Origin of the sequence: Streptomyces sp. NPDC019531, from assembly GCF_044903305.1 — a bacterium.
In the GTDB taxonomy this organism is placed as follows: Bacteria; Actinomycetota; Actinomycetes; order Streptomycetales; family Streptomycetaceae; genus Streptomyces.
In genome coordinates, this window is sequence record NZ_JBJDQL010000013.1 from 156036 (window position 1) to 173158 (window position 17123).

Annotated in this window: 16 protein-coding genes; 11 read left to right on the forward strand and 5 right to left on the reverse strand. The window is 71.1% G+C overall.

All coding sequences use genetic code 11. The annotated features are described in order from the left end of the window. Window positions 1–11: 11 nt before the first annotated feature. The 4 genes from ACI2L1_RS18380 to ACI2L1_RS18395 form a co-directional block, all read right to left on the reverse strand. The gene (locus ACI2L1_RS18380) at window positions 12–1094 is read right to left on the reverse strand and encodes a protein kinase family protein (protein WP_404740350.1); all 1083 of its coding nucleotides are present in this window, start codon (window positions 1092–1094) and stop codon (window positions 12–14) included. A gap of 293 nt (window positions 1095–1387) precedes the next feature. Next, on the reverse strand, window positions 1388–2746 hold the full coding sequence (locus ACI2L1_RS18385) for an MFS transporter (protein WP_404740351.1): 1359 nt from the start codon (window positions 2744–2746) through the stop codon (window positions 1388–1390). Window positions 2747–2788: 42 nt separating this feature from the next. Continuing rightward, window positions 2789–3706, reverse strand: a complete 918-nt coding sequence (locus ACI2L1_RS18390; protein ID WP_404740352.1) for an amidohydrolase family protein — start codon at window positions 3704–3706, stop codon at window positions 2789–2791. 5 nt (window positions 3707–3711) lie between these two features. Further along, a complete protein-coding gene (locus ACI2L1_RS18395) occupies window positions 3712–4737 on the reverse strand; it encodes an amidohydrolase family protein (RefSeq protein ID WP_404740353.1) in 1026 nt (341 codons plus the stop codon). 208 nt (window positions 4738–4945) lie between these two features. On the opposite strand from ACI2L1_RS18395, the gene ACI2L1_RS18400 reads away from it, so the two are divergent. The 8 genes from ACI2L1_RS18400 (at window position 4946) to ACI2L1_RS18435 (ending at window position 12828) form a co-directional block, all read left to right on the forward strand. After that, window positions 4946–5608: a response regulator transcription factor gene (locus tag ACI2L1_RS18400; protein ID WP_404740354.1), complete on the forward strand. Its 663-nt coding sequence runs from the start codon at window positions 4946–4948 to the stop codon at window positions 5606–5608. A 10-nt stretch (window positions 5609–5618) separates the two neighbouring features. Beyond that, the gene (locus ACI2L1_RS18405) at window positions 5619–7010 is read left to right on the forward strand and encodes a sensor histidine kinase (protein WP_404740355.1); all 1392 of its coding nucleotides are present in this window, start codon (window positions 5619–5621) and stop codon (window positions 7008–7010) included. Next, entirely contained in the window at window positions 7007–7987 is a 981-nt protein-coding gene (locus tag ACI2L1_RS18410) for a TAXI family TRAP transporter solute-binding subunit (RefSeq protein WP_404740356.1), read from the forward strand. Before ACI2L1_RS18405 ends, ACI2L1_RS18410 begins: the two co-directional genes overlap by 4 nt. A gap of 38 nt (window positions 7988–8025) precedes the next feature. Further along, the gene (locus ACI2L1_RS18415) at window positions 8026–9429 is read left to right on the forward strand and encodes an FAD-binding oxidoreductase (RefSeq protein ID WP_404740357.1); all 1404 of its coding nucleotides are present in this window, start codon (window positions 8026–8028) and stop codon (window positions 9427–9429) included. Between the two features lie 10 nt (window positions 9430–9439). After that, window positions 9440–9868 (forward strand): OsmC family protein, encoded by a 429-nt coding sequence (locus ACI2L1_RS18420; protein ID WP_404740358.1) that lies wholly within the window; start codon window positions 9440–9442, stop codon window positions 9866–9868. A 20-nt stretch (window positions 9869–9888) separates the two neighbouring features. Further along, a complete protein-coding gene (locus ACI2L1_RS18425; protein WP_404740359.1) occupies window positions 9889–10845 on the forward strand; it encodes a GlxA family transcriptional regulator in 957 nt (318 codons plus the stop codon). A 109-nt stretch (window positions 10846–10954) separates the two neighbouring features. Continuing rightward, window positions 10955–11953, forward strand: a complete 999-nt coding sequence (gap, locus tag ACI2L1_RS18430) for a type I glyceraldehyde-3-phosphate dehydrogenase (RefSeq protein WP_404740360.1) — start codon at window positions 10955–10957, stop codon at window positions 11951–11953. Between the two features lie 104 nt (window positions 11954–12057). Beyond that, window positions 12058–12828 (forward strand): haloacid dehalogenase type II, encoded by a 771-nt coding sequence (locus ACI2L1_RS18435; protein WP_404740361.1) that lies wholly within the window; start codon window positions 12058–12060, stop codon window positions 12826–12828. Here the strand turns inward: ACI2L1_RS18435 and ACI2L1_RS18440 are convergent. Next, window positions 12755–13858: an acyl-CoA dehydrogenase family protein gene (locus ACI2L1_RS18440; RefSeq protein ID WP_404740362.1), complete on the reverse strand. Its 1104-nt coding sequence runs from the start codon at window positions 13856–13858 to the stop codon at window positions 12755–12757. The genes ACI2L1_RS18435 and ACI2L1_RS18440 overlap by 74 nt on opposite strands. 202 nt (window positions 13859–14060) lie before the next feature. Between ACI2L1_RS18440 and ACI2L1_RS18445 the strand changes: the two genes are divergently transcribed. The 3 genes from ACI2L1_RS18445 (at window position 14061) to ACI2L1_RS18455 (ending at window position 17089) form a co-directional block, all read left to right on the forward strand. Next, window positions 14061–14606 carry an ATP-binding protein gene (locus ACI2L1_RS18445; RefSeq protein ID WP_404740363.1) on the forward strand — a complete coding sequence of 182 codons (546 nt, stop codon included), beginning with the start codon at window positions 14061–14063 and terminating at the stop codon, window positions 14604–14606. A 216-nt stretch (window positions 14607–14822) separates the two neighbouring features. Next, on the forward strand, window positions 14823–16082 hold the full coding sequence (locus tag ACI2L1_RS18450) for a 4-hydroxybenzoate 3-monooxygenase (protein WP_404740364.1): 1260 nt from the start codon (window positions 14823–14825) through the stop codon (window positions 16080–16082). 56 nt (window positions 16083–16138) lie between these two features. Continuing rightward, window positions 16139–17089, forward strand: coding sequence for an expansin EXLX1 family cellulose-binding protein (locus tag ACI2L1_RS18455; RefSeq protein ID WP_404740365.1), 951 nt, complete (start codon window positions 16139–16141; stop codon window positions 17087–17089). Window positions 17090–17123: the final 34 nt, after the last annotated feature.

Consider the following 17123-nt stretch of genomic DNA (forward strand, 5'->3'; position numbering starts at 1 on the left):
GCAACGGGCACTCACTCCCCTGACCTTGATGCGCCGGCCAGGGCCCGCTGAACCTCAGCCGCGGGGAAGGGAGTGCGCTTGCTCTGCGTAAGCAATCGATGATGGAAGTCGTCCAGGATGATGGCGTGCGGAGCGTGACGGTCGATGATCGTGCCGATGTCGGGCGGAACGTTGGCGGGCTGGTGGCCATCGACCCATTCGCGCAGGAAGGCCCCGTGTTCGGTGCCACCACGCAGGTCGTCCGGCAGGTGGTGGCGAAGCAGGTGGGACGGTGCGTAGGAGCGGTCGTACACGAGGTGATCAGCGAGGAAGGCGTACTCCTGCGCTGAGAGTTCAAAGTCGCGGCTCAAGGCGAGCCCGAAGTCCGCGAAGTACATCCGCCGGCCGTCGGTGAGCAGATTGGCGAAGTGCGTGTCGAAGTGGACCAGTCCGCGCGCGCTCATGAATTCCGTCCCCCGCAGCAAAGCGTTCTCGACCCATCGATAAGGCGACTCGCCTCCCGGCTCCGGCAGGGCCTCATCACGGGTGTCGCCGAGCCACTCGGCGAGCGTCTGTGGCACGTGCTCAAGGAAGAGCACCAGACTGAAGGAGGACCTTCCGATGGCCTCCAGCCGACGGCGCACGGCCGGCGAGCCCTCCCAGTGTGCTACGGCCCCCTCAACGCCCCCGAGCCCGTCGATAAAGTCGGCAGGGGGACGGTCAGGCAAGATCCGCCAGTGATACAGCAGCGGGAAACCCGCGTACTCGTTCTTCAGCGCCCAGCCTGTCGTCATGATGTGCGCGGCCAGCTCACGCCAGGCCCCGAACCCCGCCGACCCCACCCCGTACTGGTAGAAGAGGGGAAGCTCAAACAGGTTTCTGGTCGACCTCACATGCTCCGGCTGCAACTCGATGTCTGTCAGCGGGACCCGCTTGACGAAGACGCGTATCCCTTCGACTTCCATCTCCGCCGACCTGCCGCCGATACCGGAGCCGAGGCTCGGCGCGGCGGCCACGGCATCCTCAAGCCGACGGTCGCTGAACAAGGACAGCCGTGTTCCCGCGGCCGCGTAAGCGGACACTCGCGCGGCATGCGCTGACTCGACCACGTCCATCGGCGGCTCCACCTGACATCAGAACTGACTTTCTGTTGATCATGCCAGGGTGGTGAACGCGACTCCCGAAGTCGCTGCCAAATAACCCCCTGAGAAACGTCCACGACCAGCGACCTCCCATCTCGACCTGCGGCCGCAGTGAGCCTGTTCCGCTTTGACGGGCACTCTCGGTGCGGTGGTCAGGCTGCGAGTGCGGTCTCGTGTTCGACGGTGCCCGCCGGAGGTGGCCACCCTCCTTCGCCTCACGGAGAAGGTGGAGGCCGAGTGGTGATCCTCGGCCTCCGTCCGTCGCGTCAGCCGGCCACGCTCTCCCGCTGAGGCCGCCCCGCCACCACGCGCCTCGGCCGGGTACGGGGACCGAAGGCGGCCAGGACGATCGCGCCGACCAGCCAGGTGCCCGCGATGAAGTAGAACACGCTCTGGTAGCCGTGGCCGTTGTAGAGCGCGGCCACGATCAGGGGGCCGGCGGCGTTCGAGAGCCGGCCCAGGCCGTACGACACACTCGTGCCGAGTGACCGGCCCCGGGTGTCGAACAGCTCGGGGGAGTAGGCGTACCCGAGGGCGGTGTACCCGCGCTCGAAGAGGTTGACCAGGAAGCCGAACACGACGATGAGCAGCGGGTTCATCGTCAGCCCGTACAGCAGACCGCACAGGGCGATGACCGTGCCGAAGGCGACCAGGCACCACTTGCGTTCGAACCGGTCGGTGACCAGGGCGGCGAGGTAGGAGCCCAGCGGGGCGCCGACGGTGGTGAGGGCGACGTAGAAGACGGACTTCTCGACGCTGAAGCCCTCCTTGGCGAGCAGGGTGGGTGCCCAGCTGGAGTAGCCGAAGAAGCCGATGGTCTGGGTGACCCACAGGACGGTCAGCAGCAGGGTCGGCATCAGATACCTGCGCTGGAGCAGCAGCCGCAGCGAGGCCTTGGCCGCCGGGGCCTCCTCGACGGGCGGCGCCGGTTCGGGCAGCGGACCCTTCTCGGCGGCGACGCGGGCCTCTATCTCCCGCAGGACCGCGTCGGCGGCGGCATGGTCGCCCCGGCTCTCGTGCCAGCGCGGCGACTCCTTGAGATGCCGGGTGAACAGGACGAGCAGGAGGCCCAGCGAGCCCCACAGGTAGACCAACCGCCACGACCAGTCGCTGAGCGGCACGACCGCGCTGGCGATGAGGTTGGTGGCCGGGGTGCCGCAGATGCCGATGACGATGGCGTACGCCTGGAACTTCCCGCGCACGGCGGACGGGTACATCTCGTTGACGTAGATCACCGCCACGACCGTCATCGCCGCCAGACCCGCCGAGGTCAGCACGCGGAACACGCCGAGCGAGACGAGGTCCCAGGAGAACGCCGAGGCGAACGAGAAGACCCCGAAGAACAGCGTGGTCAGCAGCAGGGTGCGTTTGCGCCCCCACCGGTCGGCCATCGTCCCCGCGACGATCGAGCCGAGGAACATCCCGACGAACGACAGCGAGGTGACGTAGGCGACCTGGTCGACGGTGATGCCCCACAGGCCGATCAGCTTCGGGGCGGTCGTGGCGAAGGTGTTGATGTCCGCGAACTCGAAGAAGTACGCGAACGAGATGGCGAGCAGGGTGACTTTGTGGAAGCGGGAGACCGGAAGGCGGTCCAGCCGGTTCAGCGCGTTGGCACGTTGCATGTGCGGCCCTTGTGAGTGTGTGAGCGGTGGGCGGGGACGTCCTCAGGCCTCGTCGGGCCAGTACAGGCGCATCGGGTTGTCGACGAGCAGGCGCCTCTGCTGCTCCTCGTCGGGAGCGATGTGCGGGATGTGGTCGACCAGGAGCCCGTCGTCGGGCATGTGGTCGATGAGATTGGGGTGCGGCCAGTCGGTGCCCCACAGCACTCGGTCACCGAACTCCTCGACGACCCGGCGGCCGAAGGGCACGACGTCGGTGTAGGCCTGCCGTTGTCCGTCCAGGGCAGGCGGGCCGGTGACGCTGAGCCGCTCGGGGCAAGTGACCTTCACCCACACGTCGTTGGCCTCGACGAACCGCAGGAACCTGCTGAACTCCGGCCCGGCCACCGGCCGGGTGACGTCGGGGCGGCCCATGTGGTCCACCACGAGCGGGGTGGGCAACGACGCGAAGAATCCCTCCAGTTCGGGCAGGTCGACGCTCTCGAAGTAGAGGACGATGTGCCAGCCGAGCGGGGCGATCCTCCCGGCGATGGCGCGCAGGTCGTCCTCGGGCGAGGTGTCCACGAGTCGCCGTACGAAGTTGAACCGCACACCGCGAACTCCGGCGCTGTGCAGCTCGCGCAGCTCTGCCTCCTCGACATCGGGTCGAACGGTCGCGATGCCCCGCGCGCGGTCGCCGGCCGCGCGCACGGCGTCGACCATCGCGCGGTTGTCGGCGCCGTGACAGGTCGCCTGCACGACGACGTTCCGCGAGACGCCCAAGTGGTCGCGCAGCGCGAAGAGTTGCTCCTTGCCGCCGTCGCAGGGCGTGTACTTGCGCTCCGGGGCGAAGGGGAACTCGGCCTGAGGACCGAAGACATGACAGTGGGTGTCGACGGTCCCGGCCGGCAGCCGGAAGGAGGGGACGGACGGGTCCTGGTACCAGTCCAGCCAGCCGGGCGTCTTGGGGGAAGGGAGGTGCATACGGATCAGCGCCCCTGTCGCCGCAGCAGCGCGTCCAGCCGCGGGTACACCGCACGCGCGTTGTGTTCCCGTACGGCGGCCAGGTCGTCCGCGGGCAGCTTCGCGGCCTCGGCGTAGCGGCCGGTGTCGTCGAAGTGGTGGCCGGTGCACGGGTCGACGTCCCGGACGGCGCCGATCATCTCCGAGGCGAACAGGATGTTCTTCGCGGGGATCACGTCGAAGAGCAGGTCGATGCCGGGCTGGTGGTACACACAGGTGTCGAAGAAGACGTTCCCGAGGACGTGCTCCTCCAGCGGAGGCTTCCCGAGCGCCATGGCCAGGCCCCGGAAGCGCCCCCAGTGATAGGGGACGGCGCCGCCGCCGTGCGGGATCACCAGGCGCAGGGTGGGGAAGTCCCGGAAGAGGTCACCCTGGACGAGCTGCATGAACGCCGTGGTGTCGGCGTTGAGGTAGTGCGCGCCCGTGGTGTGGAAGGCCGGGTTGACGCTGGTGCTGACGTGCACCATCGCCGGTATGTCGTACTCGACCATCTTCTCGTACACGGGGTACCAGGATCGGTCGGTGAGCGGGGGAGCGGTCCAGTGGCCGCCGGAGGGGTCGGGGTTGAGGTTCAGCGCCACGGCGCCGTACTCCTCGACGCAGCGGGTCAGCTCCGGGACGCAGGTGGCCGGGTCGACGCCGGGGGACTGCGGGAGCATCGCGGCGGGCACGAACCGCTCCGGGTACAGCGTGGCGACACGATGGACGAGCTCGTTGCACAGGGACGCCCACGCCGAGGAGGTCGCGAAGTCGCCGACGTGGTGGGCCATGAAGGACGCCCGGGGCGAGAAGACCGTCAGGTCGATGCCGCGTTCGTCCATCAGCCGCAACTGGTTCGACTCGACGCTCTCGCGCAGCTCGTCGTCCCCGATGCGCAGCTCGGACCGGGCCGGGGCCGCCGTCGGATCGCCGAGCGAGGCGATCTGCCGGGCCCGCCACGACTCCAGCGCCGGTGGCGCGGTCGTGTAGTGCCCGTGACAGTCGATGATCATGTGCTGCTACCTCCGTCATACGGCGTCGTCGTCGACGGCAGCAGCATCGGCGCAGGTCGGACGGCTCGGGGAGAGCGCCCGGCGCAGAACTAACGTCCCCTTAACACAGCGGCCGGGCTCGCCGGAAGGTGGTCTACATTCGGACCGGGACCCACGGCTTTCGGACATGGGCGGCGTCGACGCGGACGCCGGAAGGGAGGCGGGCGGCGTGGACATACTCCTGGCCGAGGACGACGACGGCGTGGCCGCCGCACTGGTGGAGGTCCTCTACGACCACGGGCACATCACCCGACGGGTGCGGTACGGCCGGGACGTGCTGACCTACCACCGCAGCTCCGACCTGCTCCTCCTCGACCTGGGTCTGCCGGACACCGACGGCCTGGACGTGCTGCGCAAGCTGCGGACGGTGAGCGACATGTCCGTGGTGGTGCTCACCGCACGCGGCGACGAACGCTCCGTCGTGCGCGGACTGCGGCTCGGCGCCGACGACTACCTCGTCAAGCCGGTGCGTCTGAAAGAACTCCTCGCCCGTATCGAGGCCGTCACCCGGCGTACGGCGGCCAGAAGCGGTCCGGCGCCCCTGCCCACCGTCCGGGTCGGCGACGCGGAGGTCGACCTCCACGCCCGCCGGGTCCGGGTGGCCGGAGCGGAGGTCGAGCTGACCACCAAGGAGTTCGACGTCCTCGCCGTACTGGCCGCCCGCGCGGGAACCGCGGTCAGCCGGGAACAGCTCCTGGACGAGGTGTGGGGCGACGCCTACCAGGCCGTCTCCCGCTCCCTCGACGTCCACCTCACCCAGCTGCGGACCAAGCTCGGCCGCCCCGAGCTGCTCACCACGATCCGGGGCTTCGGCTACCGCTTCGGGGACTGAGAGAGCGTACGTGCGTACCAGGGTCCAGGCCGTGCTGCTGATGTTCGGTGTCCTCGCGGTGGCCGCCTTCGCCGTCCCTCTGCTGCTGTTCACCGCGTCCGACCGCACCCAGCAGCTCGTCCTCGCCCGCAGCTCCGACCTCGACCGCTTCGCCTCCCTCATGGACCAGGCCGCGCGGACCGGCGACACCTCCGCGCTCACCGCCGAGGCCCGCCGCTACACCCAGCTCTACGGCGAACCCCTCGTCGTCACCGACACACGCCGCCGTGCCGTCGTCCAGACCGGCGGCCTGCGGGCCTCCGCCCCCGAGGTGGCCCGGCTGGTCGACGCCGCCCTGCGCAACCAGACCGCACACCCCACCGGCTCGCTGCACCCCTGGTCACGCGGCCACCGCATGTTCGCCGAGCCCGCCGGTACCGGCACCCAGGTCTCCGGGGCGGTCGTCCTCAGCGCCTCGGTCGACACGGCCGCCGACGACATCACCTGGCGGTGGAGCGCGGTCCTGGCCGGTACCGCCCTGGTCGCCCTCGCCTGCACGGTCCTCGCCCGCGCCGCCACCCGCTGGGTGGTCAGCCCCCTGCGCCGCCTCGACCGCGCGGTCGGCCGCCTGGCCGCGGGCCTTCCGGCCGAGCACACCCGAGCGGGCGGGCCGCCGGAACTGCGTCAGCTCGCGACCGGCTTCAACCGTATGGCGAGCGCGGTCACCGCGGCCCTGGAACAGCAGCGACGGCTCGTCGCGGACACCTCCCACCAGATGCGCAACCCCATGGCCGCGCTCCGCCTGCGCGTCGACGCCCTCTCCGCGCACCTGCCGGCCTCGGCGGACCGCACCTACGACGGCGTCACCACAGAGCTGGAGCGTCTGGAAACCCTCCTCGACGACATGCTCGCCCTCGCCACCGCCGAACACCGCGCCGGAGAACTGACCGTCTCCGACCCGCTCGACGCCCACTGCGAGGCGGCCGAAGTCACCCTCACCCAGCACCGGTTGTGGGAGCCCGTCGCCCGCCGGGCCGGCGTCGACCTGACCGTCGAGGCGGCCACCTCCGTCCGGGCCGCCTGCACGGACCGCGAACTGGCCCAGATCACGGACGTCCTCGTCGACAACGCCATCAAGTACGCGGGCCACGGCGCCCACGTCAGGCTGTGCTGTGGCACCGAGGGCCCGCACACGGTCCTCACCGTCACCGACGACGGCCCGGGCCTCACCCCGGGCGAGATCCTCCAGGCCACCACCCGCTTCTGGCGCTCGGCCCGCCAGAACGGCACCTCCGGCACCGGACTCGGCCTCGCCATCGCCGAGCAGCTCCTCGCCGGTCGCGGCGGCCACCTGGAGCTGACCGCGGCCGAGCCGCGCGGACTGAACGCCCGGGCGGTCCTGCCCAGCGGCGGTCCCCGGTGAACCGCCGTACCGCCCTGCGCGCCGCCTTCGGCGTCACGGCCGCCGCGGCGCTCGGCGGCGCGCTGACCGGCGACACCTCCTCCCAACGCCCCGGCCCCCGTGGCGTCCTGCGGCTGGCGACCGGTGAACCCACCGCGTTCTACGCCGCCTTCGGCCGCCTCCTCGCCGCCGAGCTCAAGTCGGCCCACCCGGGCCTGAGTTGCCGGATCCGCACCACCGCGGGAAGCATCACCAACATCGAGCTCATCCGCGACGACAGGGCCGACCTCGCGCTCGTCCTCACCGACACGGCCCGCGCCGCCCAGGACACGACACTCTTCCCTCGCCCCGTGCCGCTCCGGGCCATCGGGCGGGTCTACGAGACCTACCTGCAGTTCGCCGTCCGCGCCGACGCCCCGGTGCGCTCGGTGGCCGACCTGGCGGGCCACGCGGTCTCGCTCGGCGCCCCCGGCTCGGGCGCCGCCCAACTCGGCGAACGCCTCCTGCACGCCGCCGGCCTCACCCCCGGCATAGACCTCCCGGTCCGCCACCTGCGGCTGGCCGACGCGGCCCGCGAGCTGCGCGCAGGGTCCATCGTCGGCCTGCTTGTCGCAGGCGGCGTACCCCTGCCCACGCTCACGGACCTCGACGCGAACCCCGGCCTGCGGTTCCTGCCCCTGGCGGACCTGCTGCCGGGTGTCGCGGGCCGCGAAGGACTGGCCGCCTCCGGCCTCGAAGAGGTGGACCTGCCGCAGGAGGCCTACCGGTCCGCGGCCGGTGTCGACACCATCGGCGTGTCCAACCTCCTCGTCTGCCGCCCCGACCTCGCCCCCGAAACCGCCGAGGCCCTCACCCGCCTCCTCGTCCTGCGGGCACCCACCCTCGTCCCCGAGGGCGCCGTCGGAGCCCAGTTCCTCGACGTCCGCAGCCTGATCGGGACGGGCAGCATCCCCCTGCATCCCGGCGCGGTCGAGGCGTACCGGGCATTGCACGGGTGAGGCTGCCGTCCGGCGGGCAGGGATGCCAAGGTGCTGTCATGGACAGCGATCTGATCTCACGTCTGCACCGCGATCTGCCGGAAGGCCGCGTGCTCACCGATCCCGCCGTGACCCTCGGATACGCCCACGACGAGGCCGAATGGGCACCCCACGGCAGTCCCGCCGCGGTCGTACGGCCGCAGACCGCCGAAGAGGTGCGGGACGTCGTCCGCGCCTGCCTCGACCACGGCGTGCCGGTGGTCGCGCGCGGCGCCGGGACCGGGCTGTCCGGCGGGGCGAATGCCATGGACGGGGCGGTCGTGCTGTCCACCGAGGCCATGACCGCCGTCAAGCGGATCGACCCGCTGGAGCGCCTCGCGGTCGTCGAACCGGGCGTGGTCAACGAAGACCTCCGCACCGCCTGCGCCGAGCACGACCTCTGGTACCCGCCCGACCCGGCCAGCGCCCGCTGGTCCACCATCGGCGGCAACGTGGCCACCAACGCGGGCGGACTGTGCTGTGTGAAGTACGGCGTCACCCGCGACTACGTGCTGGGCCTCCAGTTCGTCACCGGCACCGGCGAACTGGTGCGCGTGGGACGTCGTACGGCCAAAGGCGTCGCGGGATACGACCTCACCGGTCTGCTCGTCGGCTCCGAGGGCACCCTCGGCGTCATCACCGAGGTGACCCTGCGGCTACGGCCCCGTCGGGCGCCCGAGCACACGGTGGCCGGCCACTTCTCCTCCGTCGTCGACGCCGGACGGGCCGTCACCGCCGTGGCCGCGGCCGGTGTGACCCCGTCCGCGCTGGAGCTGATCGACCGGTACTGCCTCGAAGCGGTCGACGCGTGGAAGCGGATGGGCCTGTCGACCGAGGCCGACGTGGTTCTTCTCGGGCGGACCGACATCCCCGGCGAGGCAGGCGTGGAGGAGGCCGAGACCATGCGCCGCTGCTTCGAGGAGGCTGGTGCCACCTGGGCGGCCCGCTCCACCGACCCGCAGGAGGCGGAGGCACTGTTCGAGGCGCGCAGACTCGCCTACCCCGCGCTGGAGCGGCTCGGGCCGGTGCTCACCGAGGACGTCTGTGTGCCGAAGTCCGCCGTACCGGAGATGCTCGGCCGCATCCACGCCATCGCCGAGCGACACGGGACCCTCATCGCGAACATCGCCCACGCGGGCGACGGCAACCTCCACCCGCTGCTGATCACCCGGCCCGGCGACGAGCCCGCGCGGGTACGGGCCCAGGCCGCCTTCCACGACATCATCGCCGAGGCCCTCGCCCTCGGCGGCACCGTCACCGGCGAACACGGGGTGGGCCTGCTCAAGCGGGACGGGCTGCGCGCCGAGGTCGGTCCCGAGGTGATGGCCCTCAACCGCGCGGTCAAGGACGCCCTGGACCCGCGGGGGCTGCTGAACCCGGGCAAGGTGCTGGGCCCGCGGGCACCGCTGGGCACCCGGCACTAAGGTCCAGGAAATGAGCGAAGAGTCCCTGCGTACCGTCACCGTCGAACGAACCGGCACCGGCCGCTTCGTCGCCACCAACACCCGCGGCGCAACGATCGATTTCGGCACCGGCGCCGACAGCGGGTTCACCCCGGTCGAACTGCTCCTCGCCGCGCTCGGCGGCTGCTCGGCCGTGGACGTCGACGTGGCCACCAGCCGCCACGCCGAGCCCTCGTCCTTCTCCGTCCAAGTGACCGGCGACAAGATCAACGACGAGCTCGGCAACCGGCTGACCGACCTCGCCGTCACCTTCACCGTCACCTTCCCGGACGGCGAGGGCGCGGACCGGGCCCGCACGATCCTGCCCCGGGCGGTGAAGACCTCCCACGACCGCCTGTGCACGGTCAGCCGCACGGTGGAGATCGGTACGCCCGTCACCACGACGGTCGACGACGTCTGACCCCTGCGTACCCTGTCCCCGTGTCAGCCTCCCGCCTTCGTCGCGTCGCCGTTCTCGTCCTCGAAGGCGCCAAGCCCCTCGACGTCGGCATCCCCGCGCAGGTGTTCACCACGCGCGCGAGCATGCCGTACGAGGTACGGCTGTGCGGTGCGGCCCCCGGCCTCGTCAGCGGCGGCGACGGACTGTCGTACCACGTCGCCCACGGCCTGGACACGCTCGCGTGGGCGGACATCGTCTTCATTCCCGGCTACCGGTTCCCCGACCGTGAGGACCCGCCGCCGGCCGTCGTCGAGGCGCTGGTCGCCGCCCACGGGAGAGGCGCGCGCCTGGCCGCCATCTCGACGGGCGCCTTCGCGCTGGCCGCGACCGGCCTCCTCGACGGCAGACGTGCCACGACCCACTGGCACTACACGCGGGCCCTCGCCGCGAAGCACCCCCGCGTCCGGGTCGACGAGAACGTGCTGTTCGTCGACGAGGGCAGCGTCCTGACGTCGGCCGGCGCCGCCTCCGGCATCGACCTGTGTCTGCACATCCTGCGCGGCGACCTCGGGGTGGCCGCGTCCAACCACGCCGCCCGGCGCCTGGTCGCGGCCCCCTACCGCAGCGGCGGTCAGGCGCAGTACGTGCCGCGCAGCGTGCCCGAGCCGCTCGGCGAGCGCTTCGCCGTCACCCGGGAGTGGGCCCTGCACCGGCTCGACGAACCCCTCACCCTCGACATACTGGCCCGCCAGGCCGCGGTCTCGCCGCGCACGTTCTCCCGGCGCTTCGTCGAGGAGACCGGATACACGCCGATGCAGTGGGTGATGCGCGCCCGCATCGACATGGCGCGCGAGCTGCTGGAGCGTTCGGAGCGGAGCGTCGAGCAGATCGCGACCGACGTCGGCCTCGGGACCGGCTCGAACCTGCGGATGCACTTCCAGCGGATCCTGGGGACGACGCCGAGCGAGTACCGGCGCACCTTCACGCGGGGCGAATAGCGGCTTCGGCGCGATGGTGGCGCGATCCTTTTGAACCGTGGCGATCGCGCCACTGTCAGCGGCGCACATCGCACGCGAGTCTGATGGACATAGGGAAGGGACACCATTCATGACTCGCATCGCCATCAACGGATTCGGCCGCATCGGGCGCAACGTGCTGCGCGCGCTCCTCGAACGCGACAGCGCCCTGGAGATCGTCGCCGTCAACGACCTCACCGAGCCCGCCACCCTTGCGAGGCTGCTCGCCTACGACAGCACGGCCGGCCGCCTCGGCCGTCCGGTGACCGTCGACGGAAACACCCTGGTCGTCGACGGCCGCCGCATCACGGTGCTCGCCGAGCGGGAACCGGCGCAGCTGCCCTGGGCCGACCTCGGCGTCGACATCGTGCTGGAGGCCACCGGCCGGTTCACCTCGGCCAAGGCAGCCCGCGCCCACCTCGACGCGGGCGCCAAGAAGGTCCTCGTCAGCGCGCCCTCGGACGGCGCCGACGTCACCCTCGCCTACGGCGTCAACACCGACGCCTACGACCCGGACGTGCACACCATCGTCTCCAACGCCTCCTGCACCACCAACGCGCTGGCCCCGCTCGCCAAGGTGCTCGACGACCTCGCCGGTATCGAGCACGGCTTCATGACGACGGTGCACGCCTACACCCAGGAGCAGAACCTCCAGGACGGCCCGCACCGCGACGCCCGTCGCGCCCGTGCGGCCGGCGTCAACATCGTGCCCACCACGACGGGTGCCGCCAAGGCGATCGGCCTCGTGCTGCCGGGCCTGGACGGCAAGCTGTCCGGCGACTCGATCCGCGTCCCGGTGCCGGTCGGCTCGATCGTCGAGCTCAACACCACCGTCGCCCGTGACGTGACCCGTGAGGACGTGCTGGCGGCCTACCGCACCGCGGCCGAGGGCCCGCTCGCCGGCGTCCTCGAGTACTCGGAGGACCCGCTGGTCTCCTCCGACATCGTGGGCAACCCCGCCTCGTCGATCTTCGACTCCGCCCTCACCCGCGTCGACGGCCGCCACGTGAAGGTGGTCGCCTGGTACGACAACGAGTGGGGCTTCTCGAACCGGGTGATCGACACGCTGCAGCTCCTCGCCGAGGGCTGATCCAGCAGATACGGCGCCACATCACCTTCTTGACCGGTGACGATCCTTGCTGGCAGGATCGTCACCGGTCGAGCTGGTGACATCAACGTGTGCCGGGAGCCCGTATGGCAGAGATCCGCGACATCGAGGTCGTCGTCTTCGACGTCCTCGGCACACTCGTCGACGAACCGACCGGGCTTCGGGCGGGGATCCGCGAAGCGGCGCCCGCGTCCGACGAGGCGTCGGTCGAGGAACTGCTCGGACTGTGGGAACGCCATCGCGAGCGCGAGCAGCAACGCATCGGCCAGGGGCTCCGCGCGTACGCCAACACCGAGGTCATCGACGAAGAGGCCGCTCAACTGGTCGCCGACCACGCAGGGTTCACGGATCCGGCGACGGTGGCCCGCCTGGCCACGGTCGGTCGACGCCTGCCTCCCTGGGCCGATTCCGTGGCCGCTCTCGACCAACTGGCCCGGCACTTCCCTGTCCTCGGGCTCTCCAATGCCGGTCACAGCGCACTGCCGCGACTCAACGCCCATGCCGGACTCCGCTGGCACCAGGCGCTGTCGGCGGAAACCGCCCAGGCCTACAAACCGGCACCGGAGGTCTACCAACTCGCCATCGCCGCCGCGGGATGCGCACCGGACCGCGTCCTCATGGTGGCAGCCCATGCGTGGGACCTGCGCGGAGCCCAGGCGCGGGGGATGCGGACCGCCTACGTCCGGCGACCGGTGGGGGATCCGCCGACGAGCGGCGACGACTTCGACGGGCGGTTCGACGGACTGGACGAACTGGTCGCGGCGCTGACGGTGAGTCAGCCCGTCACAGGAACGGCGTTCCGGCGTCCAGCCCCGACATCACCCTCCCGTACAGCTCCAGATTGGCGGCGGGGTTGACGAAGGAGTGCAGGTTCAGGGCGTTGAGGTCCCGCACGGCGCGCTGGACCGGCACCTCGCGACGCAGCGACGAGGCGCCGGAGGCGGAACCGATCAGGTCCACGGCCTCCTTGCACAGCCGCGCCACATACCCGCACTGGGCCCGGATCCGGGCCCGTTCCTCCGGGGTGTACGGCTGCCCGTCGCCGGCCCGGGACTCGATCAGCGACACGAAGTCCGCGGTGAGCAGTTCGGCGCAGGAGACCTTCATCGCGGCCTCGGCGATCTGCAGATGTGTCACCGGGGCCTCGTGCTGGTGCTCGTAGCAGGTGTAGGTGATGCCCCGCTGGTGGATGCGCTCGCCGAACTCCGCCAGCGCCGCCCGCGCGGGACCGAGGGCGCCGGCCGCCGTCCAGGCGCAGAACAGCAGAAGGACGGGCATGCCGTAGAAGGGGTCGGCTCTGTTGCGCCGCGAGGGGAAGGCGCCGCCCAGCAACGGCCCCAGCGGCAGCACCCGATGGGCCGGCACCTGCACGTCATGGGCCACGACACTGTTGCTGCCGCTCCCGGCAAGACCGGAGACGTTCCAGTCGTCGAGCACTTCGAGATCGGTCATCGGGACAGCCGTCCACAGCAGATCCGGCGGCCTACCGTCCCCGGAGTCGGCCACGGCGGTCAGCAGATGCCAGTCGGCGTCCTGGCAGCCGGTGGCGAACGGAGAGGTCCCGTCGACCACATAACCCCCCTCCGCCGGAAGGGCCTTCGCGGTGGGGATGAGGGTGCCGCTGACCCGTACGTCGGGACCCGTGAAGATCTCGTCCTGCGCCTCGTCGGGGAAGAGCGCCGCGATGAACGCACACCCGGCCTGGATCAGCGCCATGAAACCGGCCGACCCGCACGCGGCGGAGACCTCGCTCAGCACGTCGACCTGCCCGTGCAACGAGGTCTGGTAACCGCCGTACCGTCGGGGCACGTTCATACGGTGGACGCCGGCCTCGGTGAGCGCCGCGACGACCTCGCCGGTCACTCGCCGCTCCAGTTCCGCACGCACGGCGTGTGACCGGATGAGGGGATGCAACTTCCTTACGCGTGCGAGGAGTTCGGTGTCCGAGTGCGGTGCGGATGAACCAGCCAAGGAAGACCTCCGGGCCCGGTGCACACACGAGAACCCTCACCGTGACGCCGATACCGGCGCGTGTCAACGGCTCTGCCGAGCCGCCCCGGAAACCCACTTCCACGAAAGGCAGCCGACCATGCGGCGCTACGTTCTCACCGGCACACCCGGCGCGGGCAAGACCTCCCTCCTGCGCGGCCTGGGCGACCTCGGCCACGGCGTCGTCGAGGAGGCGGCGACGGAGGTCATCGCACGGGCGCAGGCCCGGGGCGAGGACGAACCATGGACACGGGCGTCCTTCATCGACGAGATCGTCACTCTGCAGCGCCTGCGCCAGCTCGAAGCCGCCACGACCGACGCCGTCCAGGTCTTCGACCGCTCACCCGTCTGCACCCTCGCGCTCGCCACCCACCTGGGACGCCCGGTGTCCCGGACGCTCGCGGCGGAGCTCGAACGAATCACCTCCGGGCGGATCTACGAGCGCCAGGTGTTCTTCGTCCGCAACCTGGGATTCTGCGAGCCCACCTCGGCCCGACGGATCACCTTCCGGGAATCGCTGACGTTCGAGAAGGTCCACGAGGAGACCTACCGCGAACTCGGCTACCAGCTCATCGACATCCCCGCCGCCGACCTGCCCCACCGTGTCGCCACCGTCGCCTCGGCGATCGCCCGGCACACCTCATGAGCCGCGCGGAAACAGCTCGATCACGGGCACGAGCCCATCCGGCCGCGACACCGGAAGCGTCGGCGTCAGGGGGCCCGACGCCCGTGCCGACGGCGCCCGGGCATCACCACCTGCCCCCGCTGATCGCGGAGGCCGATCCGATCGGCGAAGCCCGGCCGACCGGATCCGGCTCGCACTCCGTCCGCCCTCGCTAGGCTGTGCGGCGGAGGTGCCCAAGTGGCCGATGAGACAAGCCAGTTGCAGGATTCATCCGAGTCCACGACGGTCGTGGTGATCGGTGCGGGCCCGGCCGGGCTGACCGTCGCCACACTGCTCCAGCACAGCGGCATCGACTGCGTCGTACTGGAACGCCACTCCCGCGAGCATGTGGCGCAGCGCCAGCGGGCCGGCATCGTCGAGACCCGCGCGGTCCGCATGTTCGACTCCTGGGGGCTGACGGACCGGGTCCTCGGAGGCGTCCCCTACGACGGCATCCTGGAGTTCCGGGTGGACGGCCGCAGCCACCTGGTCTCCGACAGCGACGGCTCGGACGGCCCCTCGGCCCGTCTGTGCCCCCAGCAGATCCTCGTGCAGAAGCTCACGCAGACCTTCCTGGACGGCGGCGGCGACCTGCGCTTCGAGGCCGCCGACGTCTCCCCGCACGACCTGACCGGCGACCGCCCGACCGTCCACTACCGCACGGCCGACGGCACAACACACGCGATCACCTGCGACTTCGTCGCCGGCTGCGACGGCGACCACGGCGTCAGCCGTACGGCCGTGCCCGACGGCGCCCTCACCGCCCACGCCTTCGACCACGGCATCGGCTGGCTCACCGTCCTCGCCGACGCCCCGCCACCGGCCCACCCCCTCCTGGCGGTGAACGCCCGGGGATTCGCCGCCCACTTCCCCCGCGGCCCGTACGCGAGCCGCTACTACCTCCAGTGCCCGCCCGACGACCACCCGGACGCCTGGCCCGAGGCCCGCATCTGGGACGCCCTGCGCACCCGGCTCGGCGACCCCGCCCTCGTCTGCGGCCCGATCACCGACCGCGAGACCTTCCGGCTCCGCAGCCTCGTCCACGACCCCATGCAGTACGGCCGTCTCTTCCTGGTCGGCGACGCGGCGCACATCGTCTCGCCCATGGGCGGCAAAGGCATGAACCTCGCCCTGTACGACGCCGACCTCCTCGCCCGCGCCGTACGGGACTTCGTCCGCAGCGACGACGACACCGCCCTGCGCACCTACTCGTCGCGCTGTCTGCGCCGTGTCTGGAACGACCAGGAGTTCTCCCACTGGCTCACCCGGACCCTCCACGACGCCGGCGACGCGGCCCCCTTCCCGCGCCACCTCGCCCGTGCCCGCCTCGACCGTCTCTTCAACGCACCCGCCTCCGCCCGCGCCTTCGCGGAACTCATGACCGGGCTGGACCCGACCGGGGAAGCGGTGATCTCCCAAGAAGTCCCCGGCAACCTTTTCGCGCACGGCGGCGACTGACCGGTCGGAAGCTCCCTGCGCCCGCAGGCTCGTACGCGACACACAAGGACTTGGCAGTGGCATCTCGCTCGCACCGTTCCTCCCCGTCAGGCAGCAGGCGCACGGCCCTCGTCGCCGCCGTCGTCGCGGCGGCCGTCGTGCTCGTGACGGCACTGATCGTCGCGTTCAGCCCCGACCACGAGACCGCGGCCGGCCCTGCCGCGGCCACGCCCGTCGCCGGGACCCGGGTGACGCCCACCCCGACGGCACAGGAGCCGAAGCCCACCACGGCCTCCCCGTCGGCGTCGGCCCGCACGAGCAGCCCGACGGCCGCGCCGAGCAGCAGCTCACCCCGCCCTTCGGCCACACCGGTCGCGAATCCGCCGCGCAAGGCATCGGGCACCGCCCCGCTCGCCGGACGGATCAAGCCCGGCGTCTCCTACGAGGGCGTGGCCACCTTCTACACCCTGGGAGACGGAGACGGAGCCTGTCTGTACGGCCCCACCTCCGACGTCATGACCGCGGCGATGAACCACGCCGACTACGAGACGTCCAAGGCCTGCGGCGCGTACATCCTCGTCCACGCCGCGAACGGCGCCTCGGTCACGGTCCGGATCACCAACGAGTGCCCCCTGCCCTGCGCACCCGGCCAACTCGACCTCAGCGCCCAGGCCTTCGCGAAGCTGGCCGACCCGGTCCAGGGCCGTATCCCGATCACCTGGAGTCTGCTGAGCCCCAGCACCTCCGACACCATCTCGATCCGGTACAAGACCGGATCGAGCCGCTACTGGTGCGGCATCCAGGCGATCGGCCACCGCAACCCCCTGGCCCGACTGGAAGTCGAGACCGCCGCCGGCTGGAGCGAACTGCCCCGCAAGGAATACAACTACTTCCTTTCCGAACAGGGCTCCGGATGCGGTGGCACGATCAGGATCACCGACATCTACGGCGAGCGACTGGAAATCCGCGGTATCGGTGTGCGACCGGACGCGGTGCAGCCGAGCGGCGTGCAGTTCGCCCGGCACTGACCATCGGATGACCATTTCGCGGACCGCCACGAGA